Source organism: Nocardia sp. NPDC055321 (genome assembly GCF_053645575.1).
This window is the reverse complement of the sequence record NZ_JBSHMS010000011.1, coordinates 148,096-174,256: the sequence shown is the minus strand read 5'-3', so window position 1 is coordinate 174,256 and position 26,161 is coordinate 148,096. Positions and strand designations below refer to the sequence as shown.

The 26,161-nt window shown below is 68.3% G+C and carries 18 protein-coding genes and 2 pseudogenes; 9 read left to right on the top strand and 11 right to left on the bottom strand.

Going from position 1 to position 26,161, the window contains the following annotated elements; genetic code table 11:
* Positions 1 to 41 precede the first annotated feature (41 nt).
* Both ACWIGI_RS19610 and ACWIGI_RS19605 read left to right on the top strand, forming a co-directional pair.
* Positions 42 to 821: an SDR family NAD(P)-dependent oxidoreductase gene (locus ACWIGI_RS19610; RefSeq protein ID WP_454203824.1), complete on the top strand. Its 780-nt coding sequence runs from the start codon at positions 42 to 44 to the stop codon at positions 819 to 821.
* Between the two features lie 76 nt (positions 822 to 897).
* Positions 898 to 1,275 (top strand): nuclear transport factor 2 family protein, encoded by a 378-nt coding sequence (locus ACWIGI_RS19605; protein ID WP_454203823.1) that lies wholly within the window; start codon positions 898 to 900, stop codon positions 1,273 to 1,275.
* A gap of 67 nt (positions 1,276 to 1,342) precedes the next feature.
* On the opposite strand, the gene ACWIGI_RS19600 is transcribed toward ACWIGI_RS19605, so the two are convergent.
* Complete coding sequence (locus ACWIGI_RS19600) at positions 1,343 to 2,113, bottom strand: hypothetical protein (protein WP_454203822.1); 771 nt, start codon at positions 2,111 to 2,113, stop codon at positions 1,343 to 1,345.
* A 984-nt stretch (positions 2,114 to 3,097) separates the two neighbouring features.
* Between ACWIGI_RS19600 and ACWIGI_RS19595 the strand changes: the two genes are divergently transcribed.
* Positions 3,098 to 3,865 carry a DUF1206 domain-containing protein gene (locus ACWIGI_RS19595; RefSeq protein WP_454203821.1) on the top strand — a complete coding sequence of 256 codons (768 nt, stop codon included), beginning with the start codon at positions 3,098 to 3,100 and terminating at the stop codon, positions 3,863 to 3,865.
* 331 nt (positions 3,866 to 4,196) lie between these two features.
* On the opposite strand, the gene uvrA is transcribed toward ACWIGI_RS19595, so the two are convergent.
* Complete coding sequence (gene uvrA / locus ACWIGI_RS19590) at positions 4,197 to 7,238, bottom strand: excinuclease ABC subunit UvrA (protein WP_454203820.1); 3,042 nt, start codon at positions 7,236 to 7,238, stop codon at positions 4,197 to 4,199.
* 144 nt (positions 7,239 to 7,382) lie between these two features.
* The gene (locus tag ACWIGI_RS19585) at positions 7,383 to 8,204 is read right to left on the bottom strand and encodes a sigma 54 modulation/S30EA ribosomal C-terminal domain-containing protein (protein WP_454203819.1); all 822 of its coding nucleotides are present in this window, start codon (positions 8,202 to 8,204) and stop codon (positions 7,383 to 7,385) included.
* Positions 8,205 to 8,395: 191 nt separating this feature from the next.
* Between ACWIGI_RS19585 and ACWIGI_RS19580 the strand changes: the two are divergent.
* Positions 8,396 to 8,812 (top strand): annotated as a pseudogene (locus ACWIGI_RS19580) (response regulator); the annotation flags it as partial.
* A gap of 138 nt (positions 8,813 to 8,950) precedes the next feature.
* Positions 8,951 to 10,684 (top strand): sensor histidine kinase, encoded by a 1,734-nt coding sequence (locus tag ACWIGI_RS19575; RefSeq protein ID WP_454203818.1) that lies wholly within the window; start codon positions 8,951 to 8,953, stop codon positions 10,682 to 10,684.
* 19 nt (positions 10,685 to 10,703) lie between these two features.
* Here the strand turns inward: ACWIGI_RS19575 and ACWIGI_RS19570 are convergent, their stop codons facing one another.
* Positions 10,704 to 11,900, bottom strand: a complete 1,197-nt coding sequence (locus ACWIGI_RS19570; protein ID WP_454203817.1) for a beta-ketoacyl synthase N-terminal-like domain-containing protein — start codon at positions 11,898 to 11,900, stop codon at positions 10,704 to 10,706.
* Between the two features lie 175 nt (positions 11,901 to 12,075).
* Between ACWIGI_RS19570 and ACWIGI_RS19565 the strand changes: the two genes are divergently transcribed.
* A complete protein-coding gene (locus ACWIGI_RS19565; protein WP_454203816.1) occupies positions 12,076 to 13,410 on the top strand; it encodes a diguanylate cyclase domain-containing protein in 1,335 nt (444 codons plus the stop codon).
* Between the two features lie 234 nt (positions 13,411 to 13,644).
* Complete coding sequence (locus ACWIGI_RS19560; RefSeq protein ID WP_454203909.1) at positions 13,645 to 15,957, top strand: HelD family protein; 2,313 nt, start codon at positions 13,645 to 13,647, stop codon at positions 15,955 to 15,957.
* Positions 15,958 to 16,109: 152 nt separating this feature from the next.
* On the opposite strand, the gene ACWIGI_RS19555 is transcribed toward ACWIGI_RS19560, so the two are convergent.
* The 4 genes from ACWIGI_RS19555 to uvrB all read right to left on the bottom strand — a co-directional run bounded on the left by ACWIGI_RS19555 (position 16,110) and on the right by uvrB (position 20,593).
* Complete coding sequence (locus tag ACWIGI_RS19555) at positions 16,110 to 16,559, bottom strand: universal stress protein (RefSeq protein ID WP_454203815.1); 450 nt, start codon at positions 16,557 to 16,559, stop codon at positions 16,110 to 16,112.
* 470 nt (positions 16,560 to 17,029) lie between these two features.
* On the bottom strand, positions 17,030 to 17,449 hold the full coding sequence (locus ACWIGI_RS19550) for a DoxX family protein (RefSeq protein WP_454203814.1): 420 nt from the start codon (positions 17,447 to 17,449) through the stop codon (positions 17,030 to 17,032).
* A gap of 82 nt (positions 17,450 to 17,531) precedes the next feature.
* Positions 17,532 to 18,428: a helix-turn-helix domain-containing protein gene (locus ACWIGI_RS19545; RefSeq protein WP_454203813.1), complete on the bottom strand. Its 897-nt coding sequence runs from the start codon at positions 18,426 to 18,428 to the stop codon at positions 17,532 to 17,534.
* On the bottom strand, positions 18,425 to 20,593 hold the full coding sequence (gene uvrB, locus ACWIGI_RS19540; RefSeq protein WP_454203812.1) for an excinuclease ABC subunit UvrB: 2,169 nt from the start codon (positions 20,591 to 20,593) through the stop codon (positions 18,425 to 18,427). Before uvrB ends, ACWIGI_RS19545 begins: the two co-directional genes overlap by 4 nt.
* Positions 20,594 to 21,040: 447 nt before the next feature.
* On the opposite strand from uvrB, the gene ACWIGI_RS19535 reads away from it, so the two are divergent.
* Positions 21,041 to 21,625, top strand: a complete 585-nt coding sequence (locus tag ACWIGI_RS19535) for a DUF402 domain-containing protein (RefSeq protein WP_454203811.1) — start codon at positions 21,041 to 21,043, stop codon at positions 21,623 to 21,625.
* 80 nt (positions 21,626 to 21,705) lie between these two features.
* Here the strand turns inward: ACWIGI_RS19535 and ACWIGI_RS19530 are convergent, their stop codons facing one another.
* Positions 21,706 to 22,137: a hypothetical protein gene (locus ACWIGI_RS19530; RefSeq protein WP_454203810.1), complete on the bottom strand. Its 432-nt coding sequence runs from the start codon at positions 22,135 to 22,137 to the stop codon at positions 21,706 to 21,708.
* 187 nt (positions 22,138 to 22,324) lie between these two features.
* On the opposite strand from ACWIGI_RS19530, the gene ACWIGI_RS19525 reads away from it, so the two are divergent.
* A complete protein-coding gene (locus tag ACWIGI_RS19525; RefSeq protein WP_454203809.1) occupies positions 22,325 to 22,849 on the top strand; it encodes a DUF402 domain-containing protein in 525 nt (174 codons plus the stop codon).
* An 83-nt stretch (positions 22,850 to 22,932) separates the two neighbouring features.
* Here the strand turns inward: ACWIGI_RS19525 and coaE are convergent.
* Positions 22,933 to 23,865, bottom strand: a pseudogene (coaE, locus tag ACWIGI_RS19520) (dephospho-CoA kinase); the annotation flags it as partial.
* A gap of 729 nt (positions 23,866 to 24,594) precedes the next feature.
* Entirely contained in the window at positions 24,595 to 26,073 is a 1,479-nt protein-coding gene (rpsA, locus tag ACWIGI_RS19515; protein ID WP_454203808.1) for a 30S ribosomal protein S1, read from the bottom strand.
* Between the last annotated feature and the right edge of the window lie 88 nt (positions 26,074 to 26,161).

Here is a 26,161-nt window from a genome sequence, read left to right as displayed (position 1 = left end):
GACACTGTTTGCCGGCGCGCGGAGGCGCGAATCTGGATGGCATGACAGACAGCACTTCTCGATTCCAGGACCGCGTCGCCCTCGTCACCGGCGGCAGCAGCGGTATGGGGCTCGCGACCGCGCGGCGACTGCTCGCCGAGGGCGCGCGGGTGGTGATCACCGGGCGGGACAAGGCCCGGCTCGACGACGCGGTGGCGGAACTGACGGGGACCGGTGCCGCGGAATCCGTTCTCGCCGTGGCCGGAGACATCGGAAGCAGTGCCGACCGGACCGCGCTGTTCGCGGCGATCGCCGCGCGCTTCGGCAGGCTCGACGTGGTCTTCGCGAACGCCGGGGTCGGTGTGTTCGACCCCGTCGAGGCGGTGACCGAGGAGAACTTCGACCACATCGTCGGGATCAATTTCAAGGGCGTGTATTTCACCGTCCAGCAGGCACTTCCGCTGCTGAGCGACGGCGGATCCATCGTCATCAACGCCTCGTGGACGCTGCACCGGGGCATCCCCGGCGCGACCGTCTACTCCGCCACCAAGGCCGCCGTCCACAACCTGGCCCACACCCTCGCCGCCGACCTGGCTCCCCGCCGGATCCGGGTGAACTCGGTCAGCCCCGGCTACATCGAAACCCCCATGTTCCACGAGAACGTCTCTCCCGCAGCCCATGCCGAGGTGGTCGCGACCGTGGCCGCGGCCCGCCTGGGCACCGCCGACGACGTGGCCGCCGCGGTGGCCTTCCTCGCCTCCCCCGAGGCGTCCTACATCAACGGCCAGGACCTGGTCGTCGACGGCGGCCTGGTGGCCGCGACCCCGGCCGCAATGCTGTAGACGTATCGGAGCCACAGGAGCCCATGCGCACGAAAAACCCATTGCCGCTCCGGGTTCGAGTGCGCAGGCTCGGGTCATGCGGTTCACGAGCGACGATCCCGAGATCGAGTATGTCGTGGCGGCCGAGATAGAACTGGCGCAGCGCACGCGGCGCGGCTCCGGGGAAGCGGCCGCCGCCCTGATCCACTCGCAGTTCCGCGAGTTCGGCGCGTCCGGGCGGGTCTGGGACAGGGCGTCGATCCTCGCCCTGATGGCTGCGGAGAGCGCGGCGGCTCCCGCGATCGACGACGTCGCGGCGGTTCGGCTGGGCCCCAACGTAATCCAGGTGACCTACCGGTCACGCGATTCGAGGGGAACGGCCGCGCGCAGCTCGATCTGGCTCGGGGGCGCCGGCGACTGGAAGATCTACTTCCACCAGGGCACACCCCAGCCACAGGACGGTGCCCCGCGTTGACTCCTCCAACGGGGCAGGGTGCCGGCCACCGATTTCGGCGCGGATCACTGCGACGAATCAGGCGGCGCTACAGCTGAATTCCTGACCTCGGGATGGGATCTGTAGCCGAGCCGGTAAGCGGCGGGAAGGTCTTGTCCAGGGACTTGAGGCGGTGGGCGGCGGCGGGGCGGAACCCCCACCACCGGTGGCGCAGGGCCGCGGCCCTCGACCGCGGCTGTTCGCCCGAGCGCAGCGCCAGCAGCATCGCGCGCACCGCGTCGGCGCCCACCCACTGGGCCGCGTTCGCGTCGGCCTGGAGATACTCGCCGCGCGCCTCGTTGGCCGACATCGCCCAGTACCCGGCGACCAGCAGCACGAACCCCGGCAGACCCGCGACAGAGAACACCGACCCCGATGCCACGATCGCACCCGCGGCCAGCGCCAGCACACCGAAGAACGCGATCGCGGGCATGCCGTTCGCCGTGCGTTCGAACCAGCGGTCCCATGTCGCGGTCCGCGACGGATAGTCCGCAAGGTAGCGCGACCCCAGCCCCGCGCGGGACAGCTCGACCGCCAGCAGTGCGTCCCGTCCCCGCTCGTCCAACTCGGCATACACGTCCGGGTCGACCGAAACATACTTCGGCACAACGCCTACCCACTGATTCCGCATGATCGGGGTCCGCCGCCGAACAACCTCCGCCGCCGTGGCGGTGACAGCGTCCCGCGGGTGCGCCCGCGCAACCAGCCGCACCGGCAACGGCGTCGGGTTGATGGAGACGGGCCGGAACACCGCCTCCCCGGTGAGCCGGGCCGACCGCGCGTTCGCGTCCGCGCTCAACGCCCCGAGCCCTGGAGACACGGCGGACCTCCCTTTCCATCCCGCACCGAACTTCTTCGCGCGGCAAACGAACAGAGCCGAAGCATACGACCCCGCCCGACGCCCCGCCCCCGGACCGACGGTTTGCATGGAAGGACGCTTGCGAAATCCCGGACGAAATTCAGCCGTGCGACTTTCTGCCCGGCGGGGAAGACTGGGGGCGTGGAACTCGCGTGCCGAATGTGCGGAGCGGCTGCGGCCGCGACCGAACCCGAAGGGCCCGTGCTGTGTTCGGAGTGCGCACGCGAGTACGTCTCGGCCCGGTGCACCGAATGCGGTGTGCCGCGAACCATGCTGAGGTCCGCGTTCTCCGACATCTGTACCGATTGCACAGTGCGGGGCGAATGGCCGCTACTGCCGGCGCGAACCCGGGCCGAGTTCGATCGATTGGTGCGGGAGGGCCGGCGCATCCAAGCGGTGCAGGTGGTGCTCGACTGCTCGGGGCAGGAGCCGAAGCCCGGAATACGCTGGGCGACCAGCATGCTCGTCTTCCGATCGAAGGCACTCGGCGTCGAGGTCTGCTGAGCCACAGCGATATCGAGCTCGACCACACCCGCACGGTGAGCAGGCGCTCGCGGGCCAGAACCGTGCGCCTTCGCCGCGCCAGATGCAAGAGCGGCTCGCATTCCATTGGGGTAAGCAGGGTTTCTGCCTCAGCACGCCGGACTCGGCGCTCACGAATCTGATCGCGCTGACGCCAGCGGCGGCGCACGCGGCCCGGACTCTCCCGATCCTCCGTGCTCGAGACACGTCGCGGCCACTGGGATCCGCTGCCATCGGACCACGCGAACCTGTCACGAAAACCCCTAGGGGAAGGGCCGTTACGGACCGGTGCTCGGGGGAACCCTACGTCGCAGCGTGGCGCGTGCGGAACATCGGCGGGCCCGGGCTCGAGGAGAAAGCGCGTGGTGGGCTATGAACAACCGGGTTCATCGGGAAGTGGCGCGGAGCAGGGTGTTTCAGGTCGTGGCGCGGGCTGGGCTGGTGGCGTACGGGGTCGTGCACCTGCTCGTGGGGTGGGTCTGTGTGCAGATCGCGGTCGGCGACCTCGACGGCGACGGGATCGGGAGGGCGGACAAGACAGGGGCGCTGCAGAGCCTGGCGGAGAACGCCGGGGGCGCGATCGCGCTCTGGCTCATCGCCGGCGGACTGGGGGTCGCGGCGGTGTGGCAGGTGCTCGAGGCGGTCACCGGCGCCCGGAACAGCCGTAGGGACACGGCGCTGCGCGTCATGAACGTCGGGGAGGCGATCCTGTTCGGGTACCTCGCCTACAGCGCGGCCAAGCTCGCGAAGGGGAAGCCGGCCAACTCCACCGACCAGGCACAACTCGGTCTCGTCGGCAGCCTGCTCGGCAAGGAGTGGGGCAAACCGGTCGTCGTCGGCATCGGGCTCGCGATCATCGTCGCCGGACTGTTCATCGCCCACCACGGATGGTCGAAGCGGTTCCGCACGGAGCAGGACTTCCGCGGCGCGAGCCCGGCCACGGAAAAGCTCGTCGTCCGGCTCGGGCAGATCGGATACGCGGCACTCGGCGGCGTGTACGCGGGCGCCGGGGTGCTCGTCGTCGTGGCCGCCGTACAGAGTCGGCCGGACAAGGCGACCGGGCTGGACGTGGCGCTCAGAACGCTTGCGGCACAGCCGTACGGCACCGCGCTGCTGATCGTCGTGGCGGTCGGCCTGGCCGCGTACGCGGCCTTCGCGTTCCTCGACGCCCGGTTCCGCGAGATCGGCTAACCGCCCGCTCCGCGACGAACTGCCTCGAGGCTTCCGGACGGACCAAATCGCTTGCGGGTGCCGGATCCGATCAGCCCACGAAGCCACACCGCAGGGGCGGGCGGCCCGTCTCGACCGCCCGCGAGCAGCGGCTGCGGACAGAAGGCAACGGCAACGGCAACGGCAACGGCAACGGCAACGGACAACATTCACCGAACACCTTGCAGCCCAAAGGATTCGAACCGTTTCCCGGCCGGGGCCACGCACGCCGCGGCCGTGGAACAGGTGGGTCAGGGATACAAACCGTTCCCCGGCCGGGCCACGCACGCCGCGGCCGGGGAACGGGTAACTCTCAGCGCAGCGCCGCCGCCTTGCGACGCGCCGCGGCGGCCTTCTTCGCGGCGGCGTCGGCGGGCGCCGCCGTCTTCTTCGCCGCCGTCGACTTCTTCGCGGTCGCTGCCTCGGGCGCGGCCTTCTTCGCCGCAGCCTTCTTGGCCGGCGCCTTCTTCGCCGCCACCGCGCGCGGGGCCGAGGCCGGCGGCGCCTCCAGGACCTCCTTCAGGAACTGGCCGGTGTAGCTGTCGGGTTCGGCCGCGACGTCCTCCGGGGTGCCCTGGGCGATCACCATGCCGCCGCCCGAACCACCCTCGGGCCCCATGTCGATCACCCAGTCGGAGGTCTTGATGACATCGAGGTTGTGCTCGATCACGATGACCGAATTGCCCTTGTCGACAAGGCCGTTGATGACCTTGAGCAGCTTGCGGATGTCCTCGAAGTGCAGACCCGTGGTCGGCTCGTCCAGGATGTAGACGGTGCGGCCGGTCGACCGCTTCTGCAGCTCGGCGGCCAGCTTCACGCGCTGCGCCTCACCGCCGGACAGGGTCGGGGCGGACTGGCCCAGGCGCACGTAGCCCAGGCCGACCTCGACCAGGGTCTTGAGGTAGCGGTGGATCGAGGTCACCGGCTCGAAGAACTCCGCGGCCTCCTCGATCGGCATGTCGAGCACCTCGGCGATCGTCTTGCCCTTGTAGTGCACCTCGAGCGTCTCGCGGTTGTACCGCGCACCGCCGCACACCTCGCACGGGACGTACACATCCGGCAGGAAGTTCATCTCGATCTTCAACGTGCCGTCGCCCGAGCACGCTTCGCAGCGCCCGCCCTTGACGTTGAACGAGAACCGGCCGGGCTGGTAACCGCGCACCTTGGCCTCGGTGGTGGCCGCGAACAGGGTGCGGATCTTGTCGAACACGCCCGTGTAGGTCGCCGGGTTCGAGCGCGGCGTGCGGCCGATCGGCGACTGGTCCACCTGCACCAGCTTGTCCAGATGGTCCAAACCGTTGATGCGCGTGTGCCGCCCGGGCACCTGCCGCGCACCGTTGAGCTTGTTGGCCAGCACGGTCGCGAGAATATCGTTGACCAGCGTCGACTTACCCGACCCGGACACACCCGTCACCGCCGTGAGGACCCCGAGCGGGAAGTTCACCTGAATGTCGCGCAGGTTGTGCTCGACGGCGCCCACCACGGTGAGCTGCTTCTTCTTGTCGATCGGCCGCCGGATGAGCGGGACCTCGATGCGCTCGCGCCCGGAAAGGTAAGCGCCGGTGAGCGATCGCCGATCCTCGAGCAGACCCGGATACGGCCCCGAGTACACCACCTCGCCGCCGTGCTCGCCCGCCAGCGGGCCGATGTCCACCACCCAGTCCGACGCGTGGATGGTGTCCTCGTCGTGCTCGACGACGATCAGCGTGTTGCCCAGGCTCTTGAGCCTGGTCAGCGTCTCGATGAGGCGGCGGTTGTCGCGCTGGTGCAGGCCGATGGACGGCTCGTCCAGCACGTACAGCACACCCACCAGACCCGAGCCGATCTGCGTGGCGAGCCGAATGCGCTGCGCCTCACCGCCGGACAGCGTGGCCGCGGCGCGCCCCAGACTCAGATACGCCAGCCCGACATCGAGCAGGAAGCCCAGCCGCGCCTGAATCTCCTTGACCACCTGCGCCGCGATGGCGGCCTGGCGATCGTCCAGGGTCAGCGACAGCAGGAACTCCGCGGCGTCACCGATGGACAGGTCGGCGATGTCGGCGATCGACTTGTCCTGCCCGCCCGCGCTCAGGGTAACGGCGAGGATCTCCGGCCGCAGGCGCGCACCGTTGCAGACCGGGCACGGGATATCCCGCATGTACCCGTCGTAGTGCTCCTTCATCGCCTCGGACTCGGTGTTCTCCATGCGCCGCTGCAGGAACGGCATCACGCCCTCGAAATCGGCGTAGTACGAACGCTTGCGGCCGTACCGGTTGACGTAGGAGACGTGTACCTGTTCGGAACTGCCCTCCAGCACCGCTTTTCGCGCCTTGGCCGGCAGGTCCTGCCAGGCGGTGTCCATGGAGAAGCCGACGGCCTCGGCCAGACCCGACAGCAGGCGGGTGAAGTATTCGGCGGTCTGCCCGCGCGACCACGGCGCGATCGCGCCCTCGGCCAGGCTCAACTCCGGATCCGGGACGACCAGATCCGGATCGACCTCCTTGCGGATACCCAGACCCGTGCAATCCGGGCAGGCGCCGTACGGGGAGTTGAACGAGAACGAGCGCGGTTCCAGATCCTCGATGTCGAGGGGATGCCCGTTCGGGCAGGCCAGGCGCTCGGAGAACCGGCGCTCACGATCGTGGGCGTGCTCGTCGCGATCGACGAAGTCCAGCACGACGATGCCGTCGGCCAGGCGCAGCGCCGTCTCGATCGAGTCGGTGAGGCGCTGCTTGGAGCTGGGCTTGACCGAGAGCCGGTCGACGACCACCTCGACGTCGTGCTTCTCCTGCTTCTTCAGCTTCGGCGGCTCGGTCAGCGGATACACCACGCCGTCGACCCGCACGCGCGAATAGCCCTGCCCGTGCAGCGATTCGAAGAGATCGACGAATTCGCCCTTGCGCGTGCGCACCACGGGCGCGAGCACCTGGAACTTGATGCCCTCGGCCATCGCCAGCACCTGGTCCACGATCTGCTGCGGCGACTGCTTCTCGATCAGGTGACCGCAGGTCGGGCAGTGCGGGGTGCCCGCGCGCGCGAACAGCAGGCGCAGGTAGTCGTAGACCTCGGTGATGGTGCCGACCGTGGACCGCGGGTTGCGGTTGGTCGACTTCTGGTCGATGGAGACCGCGGGCGACAGCCCCTCGATGAAATCCACATCCGGTTTGTCCATCTGGCCCAGGAACTGGCGCGCGTACGCGGAGAGCGACTCCACGTAACGGCGCTGCCCCTCGGCGAAGATGGTGTCGAACGCGAGGGACGATTTGCCGGAGCCGGACAACCCGGTGAATACGATGAGGCTGTCACGGGGTAGGTCGAGATCGACCCCTTTGAGGTTGTGTTCCCGTGCTCCGCGCACCGTAAGGCGATCCGCCACCGGCCATCCTTCCAACGTTCGGTATCCAGAATTACCCCCGACGCCATGCTAGGCGTGCCCACCGACAAGTTCTGTCGAGCGGGCTACGACGCTGGTCAACCGCTGTGTTGGTGTCAAGATTCCCCGGCCGGTCGCGGGCGGTTTTCACCGGTCCGCGATCACCCCGGCCGCGAACCATTCGGTGAGCGCCTCGGTCTGGGTGCGGCGCACGCAGGTGGTGCTGAGCACCCGCGGCTGCAGCCCGCGATCGCGCGGGCGCTCGTCGCTGCCGATCGCCGCGACCAGGGTGAGATCGCCGTCGAACCGGCGGTACAGCAGCCTGCCCCGGCGGGTGTCGGGATCGGTGAAGAACAGGTACGGCAGCCCGCCCAGGCACAGTCGCGCCGCGGCTTCGTCCTCGAGCAGCGCCGGCACCACGTCGCGGTACTGCCGCTGTGCCCGCGCGCCCAGCGGCCCGCTCCAGCACACGACCGCGTCCGCGCCGGTGTCGGCGTCGGTGTACAGGTAGGCGTCGTAGTCCATGGCGTCCAGCACCAGCGCCGCGTTCGCCGCGGTGGCGACCCGCAGCCGGCAGTCCTTGCGCCGGACGATCGCGCGCGGCTCGCTGACCGCGCCGAGCACCGGCCGCGCCGGATCCGGCCACGGCCGCGACGCGGTCTCCGCCGGACACCCGAGCCGCAGGTCCAGCCGTTCCAGCGCGAAGGTCGTGGCGAATCGCCCCGGCCCGGCGACCTGCACCCGGAACGCCTTCCCCAGCGCCCGGACCGACACCTGCACCAGGGTGGGACCGTCCTCGACCGCCGGCCAGCGCAGCCGCACCCGCACCTGCCCCTCCAGCCCGTGCCTGCGCAGGATCCGGCCGAGCCCGCGCACCGCCCGCGTGACCTCCGCGGCGGGGACGGGACCGTGCGTGGTCACCACGAAATCCGGATCCACACCACTGGACCACACTTCCGACCCACCCATAGCCGACCACCTTTCCCGTATCCGACCCGGCAACCCGCATTCATGGCATCACGGTCCTCACGACACGAAACAGGGTCGAAAGTCCCCACCGAGATAACAAGTGACCTTCGCCCGTATTCACCTGAGCCATCAGGGGTTACGTTCGAAGAGTCAGTGCGCACCCTGGTTTCACCGAGAGCTCGGAGGCAGCCTTGATCACCGTCTTCCTCGTCACCGCACCGGGAACCGTCCGACGCGGGCTCACCGAAATGCTGGAGCAGGACAACTCGCTCACCGTGGTGGGCGGCGCCGGCGACATCGCCCAGGCGCGCTCGCGAATACCGGCGCTGCGCCCCGATGTCGCGGTGCTGGACGCGCGCCTGCCCGACGGCGACGGCATCGAACTGTGCCGGGAACTGCTGGCGGGCATCGACAAACTGCGCTGCCTGATCCTGGCGTCCTATCCCGACGAGCAGGCCATGATGGCGGCCATGGACGCCGGGGCCAGCGGATACGTGGTCAAGGACATCAAGGGCATGGAATTGGCTTCGGCCATCAGGGAAATCGGCGCCGGGCGCTCGCTGCTGGACAACCGCGCCGGGGCCGCGCTGCTGGCGCGCCGGCGCGCGTGGGGAGTCGTCGCGGATACCGCGCGAACGCCGAAACTCCGTTCGAGACGGTCACGTTCGGCGTAACAACCCGTCGGCAACCCTGCCGAGCGTAGTATCCACCGTGCTGTGTGCGCGCCCGCCGACACCAGGACTACCATGCACGACACCCCTCGCACCGGACCCTATTCGGTACGTGACACGTTGTCGCAGTTGCGATTACGAGAATTGCTCACCGAGGTCAAAGACCGCGTGGAGCAGATCATCGACGCGCGTGATCGCATCGACGGACTGGTCGAGGCCATGCTCGCGGTTACCTCCGGGCTCGACCTGGATCAAACGCTGCGCACCATCGTGCGCGCGGCGACCAGCCTGGTCGACGCCCGGTACGGCGCGCTCGGGGTCCGCGGGCACGACCAGCAGTTCAACCAGTTCATCTATCACGGCATCGACGATCAGACCCGCATGCTCATCGGCGATCTGCCCGAGGGCCACGGCGTGCTCGGCCTGGTGCTGAGCAAGGCCCAGCCGGTCCGGCTGGACGATCTCACCCGCCATCCCGCCTCGGTCGGCTTCCCGCCCGAGCATCCGCCCATGCACACCTTTCTCGGTGTGCCCGTGCGCATTCGCGGCGAGCTGTTCGGAAATCTGTATCTCACCGAGAAATCCGGCGGGCACCCCTTCACCGAGGACGACGAGGTCCTCATGCAGGCCCTGGCGGCCGCGGCCGGTATCGCGGTGGACAACGCCCGGCTGTACGAATCCGCGCGCACCCGCCAGGCCTGGATCGAGGCCACCCGGGACATCGCCACCGAGTTCCTGGCCGACACCGACCCCAATCAGGTGCTCGCGCACGTGGTCGAGCACGCCCGCGAACTCACCGCCTCCCAGCGCGCGCTGCTGGCCGTGGTCGCCGACACCGACACCCCGCCCGAGGAAGTCACCGAACTCGTTGTGGCGCAATGGTCCGGGCCGCCCGCGCGGGCGACCGAACCGGACGCGGCGACCGTGCGCACCGTCGACGCGGCGGTCGGGCAGGCCCTGATCTCGCGCACCCCGCTGCGTTTCGACGACGCCCGGCACATCGATCTCGGCATACCCATCGAGGACATCGGCCCGGCCCTGGTACTGCCGCTGCACACCCCCGATTCCACCATGGGCGTGCTCATCATCGTGCGCTCGGCCGAATCCGCGCCCTACGCCGACGAAGTGGTGGAACTGATCGCGGCCTTCACCGATCAGGCCGCGGTCGCGATGCAGTTGGCGGTGGCCCAGCGGCGCATGCGCGAACTCGACATCCTCACCGACCGCGATCGCATCGCCCGCGACCTGCACGACCACGTCATCCAGCGACTGTTCGCGATCGGCCTCTCGCTGCAGGGCACCGTGCCGCGCGCCCGCGTCCCCGAGGTGCGCCAGCGCCTGACCGACACCATCAACGATCTGCAGGACGTGGTCGAGGAGATCCGCACCTCGATCTTCGATCTGCACGGCGGCAACGGGCACAGCACCCGGTTGCGCCAGCGCATCGAACGCGCGGTCAAGCAGCAGACCACCGACAGCGAGATCCGCGCGCTCATGCACGTCACCGGACCGCTCTCGGTGGTCGAGCCCGGGCTCGCCGATCACGCCGAGGCGGTCGTGCGCGAGGCGGTCAGCAACGCGGTGCGGCATTCGGGAGCCACCACCATCACCATCGACATCGGGGTGGCGGACGATCTGACCATCGTGGTGGCCGACAACGGGTGCGGCATCGCCGACGACATCACCCCCAGCGGGCTCACCAATCTCGCCACCCGGGCCGAGGAATCCGGGGGCAGGCTCGCGGTCTATCCGCGCCGCGACGGCGAGGAGACCGGCACCAAACTGCACTGGTCCGTGCCGCTGCACTGACCGGCCGCGGGTCGTCGGGTCAGCCGACGGGCCCGAGCACCAGCGCCGAATTGTGCCCGCCCATACCGAGCGAGGTCTTGAGGGTGATGCCGTCGGTGCCCACGGCCACGCCGTCCAGCAGCCGCGGATGCGCGGGCGCCACGATCGGGGACGAGACCACCAGGCCGCGTTCGTAACCCAGGGCGATCGCCGCCACTTCCACGCCGGCGGCCGCGCCCTGGCAGTGCCCGGTCAGCGGTTTCGTCGCGCACACCAGCGGCCGATCCGCGAACAGGTCGGCCAGCAGGGCCGTTTCGGCGTCGTCGCACTGCCTGGTGCCCGACCCGTGCGCGTTCAGATAGGCGACTTCCTCGGGCCGCACATCGGCCCGGGCCAGCGCGCGCCGCACGCAGTCGAAGATCTGTTCGTGGCCGGGTTCCACCGACACCACGTGATAGCCGTCGTTCGACATCGCCCCGCCCAGAACCGCGGCGTAGGGCCGATCGGCCGTGCGGGTCACCACGAACGCGGTCGCGGCCTCGCCCATGCTGAAGCCGCGACTGCCCTGCTGGAAGGGCCGGCACGCGCTGAGCGGTTCGTCGTCGGTGACCGCCGCGCCCAGGGCCACGAAGTGCTCGACCATGTCCGGGGTCGCGGACAGATCGGTGGCGACCACGATCACATCGTCGGCGAAACCCTGTGCCAGCCACAGTTGCGCGGTGATCACCGCGACGTTGGCCGAGGAGCACGCGGCCGAGACGTTCATGGACGGGCCGTGAAAACCGAACTCCTGCATGAGCATCGACACCGGTGTCGAGGGGAGTAATCGCATGTAGTCGCGGGAGCGTCTTCTGCCGCCGTCGACCAGGTAGAAATCTCGCCATTCGGACACATCCCCCAGCACGATGGCGTGCAGGAGACCGACCGTCCCGCCCGGCCGCCAGCCCCGCGCCGTCGCGTCGGCCACGGCCTCGCGCACCGACTGCTGCGCGGCCCGCGCGTAGCGACTCGGACCCAATTCCGGGTCACCGCCGTCCGGCACGCGGGCAACCCAACCGTGCCTATCGCGTTCGGGGCCGTACCCTGGAAAGAGCCGAGCGGCGGGCTTACCGCTCAGCAAACCTTCCCACAGAGCTTCACGACCCCAGCCGTACCCGGTCACCGCACCGATTCCGGCGATGGTCATATGATCTTGGTGCTGTTCTTCGGTATTCGGGTCGGGGATGGTGCCAGCCATGAGCATCGCTCCTTCCAGAGCCGGTGCCTGTAATGATCGTCAAACGCAGCCCGATGCTGTGCTGGACTGTGATTGATTCAATACAGGTCGGCAGGGTGTCGCAGCAACCTCGCCGACAACATAGTGGTGCCGGGCTCCATCGACGCTTCACAACGACGATCAGGGGGTGCAAGAGGTGGCGGGTAACGATCGGGCAACCGCTCCGACCGATGCCGAACAGTTGGCCCAGCGGTACCGGACCCTGGTGGAATACAGCCCCGACGCGGTGGTCGTCCACGAGCGCGGGACCATCGTCTACGCCAATCCGGCCACCGTGCGGCTGCTCGCCGCCCAGACCACCGACGAGATAGTCGGCCAGCCCATCACCCGGTTCGTCCATCCGGCCTCGCTCACGCCGATGCTCGAGCGCATTCGCACCCTCACCATCGCCGGCACCGCCTCGGTACCCGCCGAGATGACACTGCTGCGCATGGACGGCCGCACCGTGGACGTGGAAACCGTCTCGGTACTCACCGCCTGGCACGAACACCTCGCCTACCAGGTGGTCCTGCACGATCTGACCCCGCAGCGCGCCGCCGAGGCCGCGCAGGAACGCGCCGAACAGTTCTTCGCCACGGTCGTCTCCCAGCTCGAGGAGGGTGTGGTGGTGATCGACCGGGACGGCCGCATCGAATCGGCCAACCCGGCCGCGCGCCGTATCTTCGGCTACGACGCCGACGATCTCATCGGCACCCGCATCGACGACATCCCGCTCGCGCTGCTCGATGCCAACGCCCAGCCTATGCCGCAGTCCTGGTACCCCGTCATGCGGACCCTGGCCACCGGGGAGACCGTGACCCGCTTCGTGTTCGGCGTCGACCGCCCGGACGGGCAGCGCCGCTGGCTCTCGGCCAGCAGCCGGCTGCTCAATCCGGAGGACCCCAACTCCGCGGCCGTGTCCTCGTTCAACGACATCACCGAATTCCGGGCCAGCCGAAGGCAATTGGAGTACCAGGCCACCCACGACCCGCTGACCGGGCTGGCCAACCGCGCGCTGGTGCTGTCCCGGCTCGCCGCGGCCCTGGGCACCAGCGAGGATCTGCCGGTGTCCACGGTGCTGTTCATCGACCTGGACGGCTTCAAGGCCATCAACGACACGCTCGGGCACGCCATCGGCGACACCGTGCTGCAGATCGTGGCCCAGCGGCTCCAGCGCGGACTGCGCTCGGACGACATCGTCGGTCGCATCGGCGGCGACGAGTTCCTGGTGCTGCTGTCCGGGCGCACCCTGGGCGAGGACCTGGAAACCCTGGTCACCCGGCTGCGCACCACCATGGCCGAACCCATCATCGCGCGCGGGCACCGCATCCAGGTCAACGCCTCGATCGGCATCACCCCGCTGCACCCGGGCGACGGACGCACCCCCGAGGCCGTGCTGCACGACGCCGACATCGCCATGTACCGGGCCAAACCGCCGGGCCACCGGGACAGCGCGCTGAGCAGGCGCAGCGACTCCACGCACGCGTCCTGAGCCACGCGTCACGTCACGGCCGGGCGCCGTCGGCCCGCCACGACCGGGCCGTCACATCCCGCCACGACCGGGCGGTACGGCGCGCCGGGCGAACGCGAACTAGACTCGACAACTCTGTTCTCGATGGTGCGCGCGCCCTGCCCGGCGACCGGTGTGGTGACAAGGAGTTCCGTTTTGCCCGACCTCACGCAGGAGCGATCCGTTTCCGGATCCGGTGCCGAACCCACGGCCGACCTGGAACGCGAACAGCGGCACCTGACCCTGCTGTACGAACGGCTCGACGGCATGCGCGAATACGCCCAGCGCCGCCTGCGCACCGTGCTGCTCGAGACGGGCGGCACCCCGCAGGCCCGCAGCGAACGCGAGTCGTTCACCCAGCTCTACTCCGAGGACCTATCGAAGTACGACGCCGCCGAGCACGGATTGTGTTTCGGGCGAATCGATCTGGCCGAGAGCGCCGACGGGGACCCGGCCGCCGGCAACGGTGACGGCCAGGCGGGCGCCGACGGCGAGGGTGAGCGCCGCTACATCGGCCGCATCGGCATCCTGGACGAGGAATCCGACTACGAGACCCTGCTGCTGGACTGGCGCGCGCCCATGGCGCGGCCGTTCTACCTGGCGACCACCGCCGCCCCGGACGGGGTGACCCGGCGCAGGCACATTCGCTCCCGTAATCGCAAGGTCACCGCGGTCAACGACGAGTACCTCGACCTCGAGGCCGCGCGCCGGGACGGCGTGATCGACGGCGACGGCGGCGTCGGCAGCGAGAGCGCGCTGCTGTCCGCGCTCAACGCCGCCCGCACCGGTCACATGAACGACATCGTGGAAACCATCCAGAGCGAACAGGATTCGATCATTCGCTCCGAGCACAAGAGCGTGCTCGTGGTGCAGGGCGGGCCCGGCACCGGCAAGACCGCGGTGGCACTGCACCGCGCCGCCTACCTGCTCTACACCTACCGCCAGCAGCTGGAAAAGGCCGGCGTGCTCATCATCGGGCCGAACTCGACCTTCCTGGACTACATCGGCCAGGTGCTGCCCTCGCTGGGCGAGACCGGCGTGCTGCTGTCCACCATCGGCAACCTGTACCCGGGAGTGCGCGCGACACTGCAGGATTCGCTGCGCGCCGGTGAGCTCAAGGGCTCGCTCGACATGATCGAGGTGCTCAAGAAGGCGGTCCGCGACTGGCAGGAGGTGCCGCGCGAACCGATCCGCCTGCACTTCGACGGCCGCGAACTGACCCTGGACCGCCGCGTCGCCACCAAGGCGCGCGGGCGCGCCCGCTCCTCGCGGCGGCCGCACAACCTGGCCCGGCCCATCTTCGCCGCCGGTGTCGTGGACGCGCTCACCGACCAGCTGGCCCAGCTCATCGGCGCCGACCCGCTCGGCGGGCGAAACCTGTTGAGCCAGGCCGACCTCACCGAGATCCGCGACGAGATGCGCGCCGACGCCGAGATCCAGCGCGCCATCGCCGGGCTGTGGCCGCTGCTCACCCCGCAGGACGTGCTCGGCGGACTCTGGGCCGATGCCCGCCGCCTGAACAACGCCGCCGGTGACCTCGGCGCCGAGGACCGCGCCGAACTCCGGCGCCCCGACAACGGCGAGTTCTCCGACGCCGACGCACCCCTGCTGGACGAGCTGGCCGAGCTGCTCGGCATCGACGACAGCGAGGAGCGTGAACGCTCGCGCCGCCGCTGGCGCGCCCAGCTCGCCGAGGCCCAGGACGCGCTGGACATCCTGACCGGTTCCGCGCCACAGGATCTCGAGGACGACCTCGATCCCGAACTGCTCATGGCCTACGACCTCATCGACGCGAGCCAGCTCGCCGAACGCCAGCAGGTCCGCACCAGCCAGACCACCGCCGAGCGCGCGGCCGGGGACCGGACCTGGACCTACGGGCACGTCATCGTCGATGAGGCGCAGGAACTCTCGGAGATGGCGTGGCGAATGGTCATGCGCCGCATCCCCAACCGCTGGATCACCGCCGTCGGCGACGTCGCCCAGACCGGCGACCCGGCCGGCGCGGCGTCCTGGCAGCAGGTGCTCGAACCGTATGTGGCCAAACGCTGGAAGCTCACCGAGCTGACCGTGAACTACCGCACCCCCGCCGAGATCATGGCCATCGCCGCCGACGTGCTGGCCGAGATCGACCCGGGCATGGCGATCCCGCGCTCGATCCGCGAGTCCGGTTTCACCCCCGCCGCCCACCGCGTGACCGCCGGCGGTGTGGCCGCCGAGGTCGCCCGGCACGTCGCGGCCGAGGCCACGCATCCGGGCACCACCGCGATCATCGTGCCGCACGATCTGGCCCCGGAACTGGCTGACCTGGCCGATGATTCGGCGCGCGTCATGACCGTGCACGACGTCAAGGGCCTGGAGTTCGACGCGGTGATCCTGGTCGAGCCGCAGCGCCTGCTGGCCGAGTCCCCGCGCGGGATGAACGATCTCTACGTGGCCCTGACCCGTGCCACCCAGCGCCTGACAGTCGTGCACACCGCCGACCTGCCGCCGGTACTGGGCAGGCTCTCGGACACCGGAACCACCGCGTAGCAGCGGGGTCCGGCACCCGAAGTCGCGCGGGCGGGGCCGGTGACCGCCCGCGCTCGTGCTCGCGAACGGCGCCGCGGCGGGCCGGCCCCGCCGACGCGAGAACGGCCGTGACCAATTGGTCACGGCCGCTCCGGTATCGGGAGTCCGGGGACTCAGCGCACGGTGTGCACGATCAGCACATCGCTGCGCGACTTGCGCGCCACGTCCGACGGCACGGAGCCGAGCAGACGACCCGCGAGGGTGTTGAGGCCGCGGTTGCCGACCACGAGCAGATCGGCGTCCAGTTCTTTGAGCAGGTGCAGCAGCGACTCGACGGGTTCGCCGACCACCGCCTTCTCCACGATGTTCGCGGCGCCCGCGGCGGCGGCGCGATCCCGGGCCACGCGCAGGATCTCGCTCGTCGGCGCGGAACCGCGGACCTGGTAGGCCTCTTCCTTGAGTACGTCGGCGGCCGCGGCGATGTCGCGGTCGTCGGTCGGGTAGTAGGCGCAGGCGATGTACAACGTCGAGCCCTCGCCGGCCAGCGCCGCAGCCCGCTCGACGGCGACATACGACGAGTCCGAGCCATCGGTACCGACGACGATCGTCCGGTAGGCGGTCATTCTCTCCTCCAAGTACAAGGGTCGGGGCCGCGACGCCCGCGTGCTGCGGATGAGTCGGCGGCGACTGCGCCTGACAATAGCGGCATATCCGACGGAAATTTTCGATATGGCAACACATCACACTCGCGTGCCGCATCGGTCGCAGCACACATTCCGCACGCGGTTACCGAACGAACCCCGACTACCTGCGAATTTCCAATGCCCCTCGGGAGACGGCGTAAAACGTCAACCCTATTGCGCCCCTGGGATATTGGTCACAAGCGGCGTTTCTACCCGGAATCGGCGGGATGAAACGGTCCGGCCCATCCGGCGCTCGGCACGCACCGGATGGGCCGGGAAATACAACCGCTACCCACTCACCGCTGGTGATAGTCGGCCCAGAACCAGCCGAGAATCACGCTCATGATGTTCATGCGCTCCTCTTCGTTGTGGCCGATCACAATGACGCGCAATACTAGCGCGCCGATCGGTCAGAGGTTGAAAAGCGGTCCGGTGAGCGTCAATCCGAGGCAGTGGCCCGCCGCGGCGAAGAAGGCGAAGAGCATGAGCGCCGCGCCCGCGAGCGCGACGTCCTTGTTGAAGCTGATCATCTCGGTCTGCTTCGCCTCGGGATCGGTCTCCTTCCAGAACGGGTGCATCAGGAAGGCCGTCGGCAGCAGGAAGATCACCAGCAGCAGCGCGCCGAGATCGGCCCAGACGCCGAACAACACGCTCAGACCGCCGACCAGCAGCAGCACACCCGAGCCGATGACCGCGAGCTTGGGCGAGGGCACCCCGCGGAACTGCGCGTACTGCGCCATCGCGTCGGCTTTGGTGAGATGGCCCATCGCTGAGCCCAGGAACAACGCGGCGAACAGGATCCGCCCGATCAAAACCAGCACATCCACCATGGCTCACTCCTCGGTTGATCGACTTATGCCATTGGGTGACATGGCAACCAACTGACTGTGCGATTTCCTTATTCCCAATATCTCAGGACAGGAGCGCGGAGCGGGCGTATTCGAGCGGAGAAATTCCGATCTCCTGCCCGAACTCGCGGGAAAAGTGCGCCTGATCGAAGTAGCCCAGGTCGAGCGCCAGCGCGGCCAGGTCCGAGGTGCGGCCCTGCGCCAGCAGATGCGCGCCGTCCTGCAGCCGATAGCGGCGCAGCACCGCCTTCGGGCCGACCCCCACGTAGCGGCGGAACAGCCGCTGCAGGGTCCGGGCCGGGATGTCGAAACGCGCGGTGACCTGGTCGACCCGGGTCAGCGCGCGGTCGCCGGCCATGGCGTCGATGATCTCCAGGACCTGGCGGTACGGCGCGTCGTCGGTGACCGCGCGCCGGTCGGCGATCTCGGCCAGGAAGTCCTCCACCAGCGTGCGGCGCCGCTCGAGCGAGGTGGCCGCCAGCACCGCGTCGGTCAGGCCCGCCGCCTCCGGGAAGACCTCGGTCAGGGGCACCGCCCGATCGCGCAGCGCGCCCACGTCCATACCCGTGAAGGCGCCGAAACCGCCCGCCAGGAACTTCACCCCGAAAGTCTCGCCCGCCCCGGCCAATTCGCGCACGTACTTGGTGGTCCAGACCCCGGAGACGAACCCGCCGCGCCGCTCGTGGGTGTGCTCGAAGGTCACGTTCACCGCCGGGAACGGCAGCACCTCGGCGTAGTACGGCGCGAGCCCGCGCCGATCCCAGCGCACCGCCCAGTACCACTCGACGTAGCGGGACACCCGCTCCCCCGCGGCGAGCCGGGCGTGGTTGTTGACCGCCGCCTGCTCCCGCGGTCGCAGAATGCCCTTCGCGGATTCCGGCGGCGGAACCGGCCGCGGGCCTGCGGCGGCCGGGAAGTGCTTGCTCCCCACCGGATCCGGGGCCCGCGATTCGGCGTTCACTGCAGCCCAGCGGCGTCCATCCCGCGCAGTTCCTTCTTCAGGTCGGCGATCTCGTCGCGCAACCGGCCCGCGAGCTCGAACTGCAGTTCGCGGGCGGCGTTCATCATCTGCGCGGTCATGTCCTTGACCAGGTCGGCGAGTTCGGCGCGCGGCATGGCCTTGATATCGCGGCCCTCGTACACCCCCGCGCTGACCGCGCGGCCGGGCTCACCCTGTGCCCGGCGGCCACGGCTCGAGTTCCGACCCGAACCACCGATCTCGACGGCCTCGGAATCCTCGGCCTCGCGATAGACGGTGTCGAGGATGTCGGCGATCTTCTTGCGCAGCGGCTTGGGATCGATGCCGCGTTCCTCGTTGTACGCGATCTGCTTCGCGCGTCGGCGTTCGGTCTCGCTGATCGCGTGCTGCATCGAATCGGTGATCTTGTCCGCGTACATGTGCACCTCGCCGGACACATTGCGGGCCGCGCGGCCGATCGTCTGGATCAGGCTGGTGCCGCTGCGCAGGAACCCCTCCTTGTCAGCGTCCAGGATCGCGACCAGTGACACCTCGGGAAGGTCCAGGCCCTCGCGCAGCAGGTTGATGCCGATCAGGACGTCGTACTCGCCGAGCCGCAACTGCCGCAGCAACTCCACGCGGCGCAGCGTGTCGATCTCCGAGTGCAGGTAGCGCACCCGGATGCCGAGCCCGAGCAGATAGTCGGTGAGATCCTCGGACATCTTCTTGGTCAGGGTGGTGACCAGGACGCGCTCGTCGCGCTCGGTCCGCTGGCGGATCTCGTGCACCAGATCGTCGATCTGCCCCTTGGTCGGCTTGACCACCACGTGCGGGTCGACCAGGCCGGTCGGGCGAATGACCTGCTCGACGAATTCGCCGCCGCTCTGGCCCAATTCGTATTTGCCCGGGGTCGCCGACAGATAGACGGTCTGCCCGATGCGGTCGGCGAATTCCTCCCAGGTGAGCGGGCGGTTGTCGACCGCGGACGGCAGCCGGAAACCGAATTCCACCAGATTCCGTTTCCGCGACATATCGCCCTCGTACATGCTGCCGATCTGCGGCACCGTCACGTGCGATTCGTCGATGACGAGCAGGAAATCATCGGGGAAGTAATCGATGAGCGTCGCCGGCGCGGTACCCGCGCCGCGACCGTCGATATGCCGCGAATAATTCTCGATGCCGGAGCAGAAGCCGACCTGCCTGATCATTTCCAGGTCGTATTGGGTACGCATGCGCAAACGCTGCGCTTCCAGAAGTTTGCCCTGCTTCTCCAATTCGGCGAGCCGCTGCTCGAGTTCGGTCTCGATATCGGCGACGGCGCGTTCCATCCGCTCGGGCCCCGCGACATAGTGGGTCGCCGGGAAGATGCGGACCATATCCACCTTGCGCACCACGTCGCCGGTGAGCGGGTGCAGGTAATACAGCGCCTCGATCTCGTCACCGAAGAACTCGATGCGGATCGCCAGCTCCTCGTACGAGGGAATGATCTCGACGGTGTCGCCGCGCACGCGGAAACTGCCGCGCGTGAAGGACATGTCGTTGCGGGTGTACTGCACGTCGACCAGCAGCCGCAGTAGTTTGTCGCGATCGACCTCGGAACCGACGTCGAGCTGCACCGAGCGATCGAGGTAGGACTGCGGGGTGCCGAGGCCGTAGATGCACGACACCGACGCGACCACCACCACGTCGCGGCGCGAGAGCAGGCTCGAGGTCGCCGAATGCCGCAGCCGCTCGACGTCGTCGTTGATCGAGCTGTCCTTCTCGATGTACGTATCGGTCTGCGCGATGTACGCCTCGGGCTGGTAGTAGTCGTAGTACGAGACGAAGTACTCGACGGCGTTGTTCGGCAGCATCTCGCGCAGCTCGTTCGCCAACTGCGCGGCCAGGGTCTTGTTCGGCGCCATCACCAGGGTCGGGCGCTGCAGCTTCTCGATGAGCCAGGCCGTGGTGGCCGACTTACCGGTACCGGTGGCGCCCAGCAGCACCACATCGCGCTCGCCCGAGTTGATGCGCTTCTCGAGTTCGGCGATGGCGGCGGGCTGGTCACCGGCGGGTTTGTGTTCGGAGACCACCTGGAACCGGCCTTCGGTCCGCTCGATATCGCCGATGGGCCGATGTTCGGAGTGTGCCAGCGGCCGATCTTCCGGGATCTCGGTTGCGAAAGCCATGTTCACCAGCCTAGAGCCCCCCACCGACAGACTGTCCCGCCTCTCCGGGACTTTGGCGCACGGCCTGGGAGCCGTTGGCCGTTGGGGACGCGCGACTCGGGTGGGAGAGGACACCATTTTGGGCGTGCCCCCGGAGTTACCCCGATCCTTGCGAAATCAGGCATTGCTTGCGGGCGGGGGACTTTGCGGGGATGGCATTGCTTGCCGTTGGGGTTTGCGGGGGTGGGGATTGGTCGGGGGTGGGGGGTTGATTACCTTCGGGTGGGTCGGGGTTTGTATTGACTTGGGGTTCGGGTTGGATGTCTGAAATGTGCGGTCTCACAACGGAGTTCGAGAGGAGTTCCGGAATTGTTGCGCTCGGATTCCGGTCTTCTCACGGGGGTTGCGGCGGGGGGCGGCGGGCGTAACCTGGTCTGGTTCCGGCAGGTCGAGACGAGGCGAGGCGAGATGACCAGTCTGCAAACGCCACAGGGGAATTCCACCAACGGGTCGGATCCCCGGGGAGCGAGACGTGTCCCGCCCGGTGCGCCGGCGCACCGGCCCAGACTCGAGTTCTTCAATCTCGCGCACCTGTCCTGGACCGATCACCACGGCTACGTGCACCCGGTCGAGCGGCTGCACGCCGAGCCGTGGGGGCTGTACATGGAGCGGATCGTGAACAATCCGCGGTACCGGTACATCGAATCCTGGCTGCTGCCGGATCTTTCGCTGCGGGCCACGGTCTATCACCTGCGCCCGGGCCACGATCGCGGCCAGACCTACCACCTCGACATCGGGGACTACGGCCCGATCGGACCCAAACGATGGCGGGCCGAGGGGCACTACCTGCACGTGGTGGCCCGGCCGGGCCGGGAACCCGAACTGCTCGGCATCGACGAACTGCTGACCGCGCACGCGGCGGGGTACTTCGACACCGCGTACACCCACCGGGTCATCGAACAGGCCACGCGGGTGGTGGACGGCATCGCGGCGCACGGCCACGACGTGAACCGCTGGTTCGGGGCGCGGGGGCTCCGGCTCACCTGGCTCTGACCGGGTGGCGGCAGCGAAAAGCCACCCGGCTCGGCGCAAGTCCGTGCTCGGGTGGCTCTCGACTCGGGTCAGCGTGCGGTCTAGCCCGCCGACAGGCTCGGCAGCAGATCGCCGAGGCCGCCGCCGCAGCCGAGGCTGCCGGTGCCGGTGCCCGCGGCCACCTGGACGGTGATCGAGTCGCTGATCAGCAGCTGCCGCGCCTCGATCTTGTGGGCGCCCGCGGAGTCCGGGGTCCACTTGATGGTCACCTTGTTGCTGAGCAACGACGGCGAGACCGGGCTGCCCGGAATGTCCTTGCCGTTGTCGGTGAACTTCACCGACGAGAGACGGTCGACCTCGACCGAGGCGGTCACGGTGTAGCTGCAACCGGCCTTGTGGTTGGACCCGGAGACCGCAACATCCCCGACCCAGGCGCTGGCCTGCGGCGCGGTGAGAATGACGGTGCAAGCCATCGCACCGAAGGCCGTGACGCCAACCCCGGCCCGGCGAGCACGGACGCTCTGAGAATTCATGCGTAGTACTTCCCTTTGGTTGAACTCCCCCACGTCAACGTGGGTAGCCGCACCGTAACGGAAGGTGGTGTTTCACATTGGCTTTTTCCGGAAAATTTCCCGGGAAATTGCTGATCTCACGGTATCGACCCGCGATTCGACCACACTTCCGCTGGACGCCGAACCCCCGACGCGCGATGCTGTTCGCATGACCCAGGCGCCCACCGTAGACCTGCACCGACCGAAGGTGGAGTACTTCAACGTCGATGAGCTCACCAATATCGACCCGAAGGGCTTCGTCCGCCACGTCGAGCGCTATCACGCCGAACCCTGGGGACTTTACATGGCACGCCCCTCGGACCATCCGGAGTTCCACTACATCGAATCCTGGCTGCTGCCACGGTTGTCCATTCGCGCCACGATCTTCCATTTCACTCCCGGAAACCTGCGCGATCAGGACTACTATATCGATATCGGCGAGTTCGTCCGGGTGAGCCCGCAGAAGTGGACCTCGGTGGATCACTACCTCGATCTGGTGGTGCGCACCGGGCGCGAGGTCGAACTCCTCGACGTCGACGAACTGCTGGCCGCGCACGCCGCCGGCTACGTGGAGCTCGGGCAGGCCCAGCGCGCCATCGAGTCCGCCACCGCCGCCATCGACGGCATCGCCGCGCACGGGCACAGCTTCGAGGGCTGGCTCGAATCCGAGGGCATCACGCTGACCTGGAAGTAGCGCGGCCGATCACGGCGCGGGGGCGAGGCGAGCGCGCACCCGCGCCGTCGTGCTGTCCGGGGCTAATCCCGCGGGGCCAGCACCACATTCACCGCGCGGCCGGGATCCGCGTTGCCGTGCACGAGCTCGTTCGCATCGGCCGGTACGCCGGGCGCGGCCGGAAAACCCGCGTCCGCCAGCCGATCCCGCAGTCCGGCGGCGGTCGCCGCGTCCGCGACCGTCACCCGCAGATCGAGGATGTCCTCGGCGGGCTTGCCCGGCACCGCCGTCGGGCCGACGTGCTCGATGCGCTCGGCCGCGGCGCCGCACGCCACGTGCAGGCGCGCGATGAGCCGCTGCGCCTGGGCGGGCCACTCCGGATTCGCGGGCACCACCGGCGATTCCGCCGGCCGCGGCGCCGGGGTCCGGGCGCGCAGATTCCGTTCGAAGGGCGCCAGTCGCTCGTCCCAGAGCCGGTGCACCTCGGCCCCTATGACGCCGTCGGCGCCATTGTTGTCCAGCAGCACGTCCGCCGCGGCCCGGCGCTGAGCGTCGGTGGCCTGTGCGGCGATGCGCGCCCGGGCGTCGGCCTCGTCGATGCCGCGGAACTCCACCAGGCGGCGCACCCGGGTCTCCTGCTCGGCGTCGACCACCAGGACCAGGTTCATGAAGGGCCCGAGCCCGTTCTCCACCAGCAGCGGAATGTCCTGCACCACAATGGCGTCCGCCGGCGCGGCGGCGATCAGCGCGGCGGTGCGCTGCCCGACCAGCGGATGGGTGATGCCGTTGAGGGTGGCGCGGGCCTCGTCGCTGACAAAAGCCTTGGCGGCCAAGGCGGGCCGGTCCAGGCTCCCGTCCGCGGCGAGGATCTCGTCCCCGAACGCGGCGACGAGGGCGGCCAGGCCCTCGGTCCCCGGGGCCACCACCTCGCGCGCGATGACATCACTATCCACGAGCACCGCACCGCGTTCGACGAGGATGCGGGCGACGGTGGATTTGCCCGCTCCCATGCCTCCGGTGAGACCGATTCGCAACATCGGATCAGTCTCGCATCCGCTCGAATACGCCGATCCGGCACCCCTCACCTGCCGGAAGTACGGAATACCCATTCACTCCCCGAATTTCACAATCAATCGTCCATATTGCCCATTCCGTGATAATCGCGAGACCAACTCGCAACTTTTCCGGCGAATTCGGCGCGATCGGCGACAACATTCCGACACGCCGGTGCGAATGTCGCGCAAAATACGGTGTCGGACACTTTTGTTCGGCTAAGGTTCGCCGCAGGCGATCGCAGGCCGGTTCACGCAAGAGAAGGAATATCATTGGGCACCAGAAACATCCAGGCGGGTCGCCACCGTCTGGGACTGCCGGGCATGATGCACTGCATCGAGATCCCCGCGGTCAGGGCAGCGCTTGCCGAGCACCGTCGCACGTGGTTCTCCACCCTGATAAATCCCGCCCGGCACAGTTTCGCGGCCATGCGAAAACGCTCCGCTGCGGCGGCGAATCGCTGGGTACCGGCCACCGCCGGCTGAAACACATTTCCGCCGTGGCCCAGATCCTTCGGACTGGGCCACCTTTGTGTGCGGGCATTCCACCGTCCGAATAGCTGCCGTCTATCAATAGGCGGCAGCTCTAATTCGCGTACCCGAATTCGATCGGCCGATTCGCATGCGCAATTCGAACCCGCACAATACGAAACCCCCGGATCCTGACGGACCCGGGGGTTTCGGTGTAGCTTATCGCGCTACCGCATCAGCGAATCAGGCGTTGCCCGACAGCTTCTCACGGAGGGCGGCCAGCTGCGCGTCGCTCGCCAGCGAGCCACCGGCGGACTCGGTGGAGGACGAAGACGACGAGGAGGACGCGGCCTGCGAGCCACTCTCGGAGGAGTAGTTCGAGGAACCGCCGTTGGCGGCCTCGGCGGCAGCGTCAGCGGCCATCTTCTCCATCTGAGCGGTGTGCATCTTGTGGCGACGCTCGGCCTCGGCGTAACGGCCTTCCCACTCCTCGCGGACCTTGTCCGAGCCCTCGAGCCATTCGTTGGTCTCGGGATCGAAGCCCTCGGGGAAGATGTAGTTGCCCTGGTCGTCGTAGCTGTCGGCCATGCCGTACTTCGACGGGTCGAACTCGGCGTTGTAGTCCTCGTTCGCCTGCTTCAGCGACAGCGAGATCCGGCGACGCTCGAGGTCGATGTCGATGACCTTGACCATGGCGTCGTCGCCGACGGCGACAACCTGGTCCGGGACCTCGACGTGGCGCTCGGCCAGCTCGGAGATGTGCACCAGGCCCTCGATGCCCTCTTCGACACGCACGAAGGCGCCGAACGGAACGAGCTTGGTGACCTTGCCCGGGACGATCTGGCCGATCGCGTGGGTGCGGGCGAACTGACGCCACGGGTCTTCCTGGGTCGCCTTGAGCGACAGGGAGACGCGCTCGCGGTCGAGATCGACGTCGAGAACCTCGACGGTGACCTCGTTGCCGACCTCGACAACCTCGGACGGGTGATCGATGTGCTTCCAGGACAGCTCGGAGACGTGCACCAGGCCGTCGACGCCACCCAGGTCCACGAAGGCACCGAAGTTGACGATGGAGGACACGACGCCCTTGCGGACCTGGCCCTTCTGGAGCTGGTGCAGGAACTCGCTGCGGACCTCGGACTGGGTCTGCTCGAGCCAGGCGCGACGCGACAGGACCACGTTGTTGCGGTTCTTATCGAGCTCGATGATCTTGGCCTCGATCTCCTTGCCGACGTACGGCTGGAGGTCGCGGACGCGGCGCATCTCGACGAGCGAGGCGGGGAGGAAGCCGCGGAGGCCGATGTCCAGGATCAGACCACCCTTGACGACCTCGATGACGGTGCCCTTGACGGCCTCGTCCTTCTCCTTGAGCTCCTCGATCGTGCCCCAGGCGCGCTCGTACTGAGCCCGCTTCTTCGACAGGATCAGGCGGCCTTCCTTGTCCTCCTTGGTGAGAACGAGGGCCTCGACCTCATCGCCCACGGAAACGACCTCGGAAGGGTCGACATCGTGCTTGATGGAGAGTTCGCGGGAAGGGATGACGCCTTCGGTCTTGTAACCGATGTCGAGAAGAACCTCGTCACGGTCGACCTTGACGATGGTGCCTTCGACGATATCGCCGTCGTTGAAGTACTTGATCGTCTTGTCGATAGCGGCGAGGAAGTCCTCGGCAGAGCCAATGTCGTTGATGGCTACCTGCGGCGAGGTCACGGTGGTGGGCATGTGTTGGGAGGCTCCGGACGGATTGTGGTCGGTAGTGGACATGTGGGCTTTCGGTATTGCTGCGAACACACAGCGATGGAACTACGTT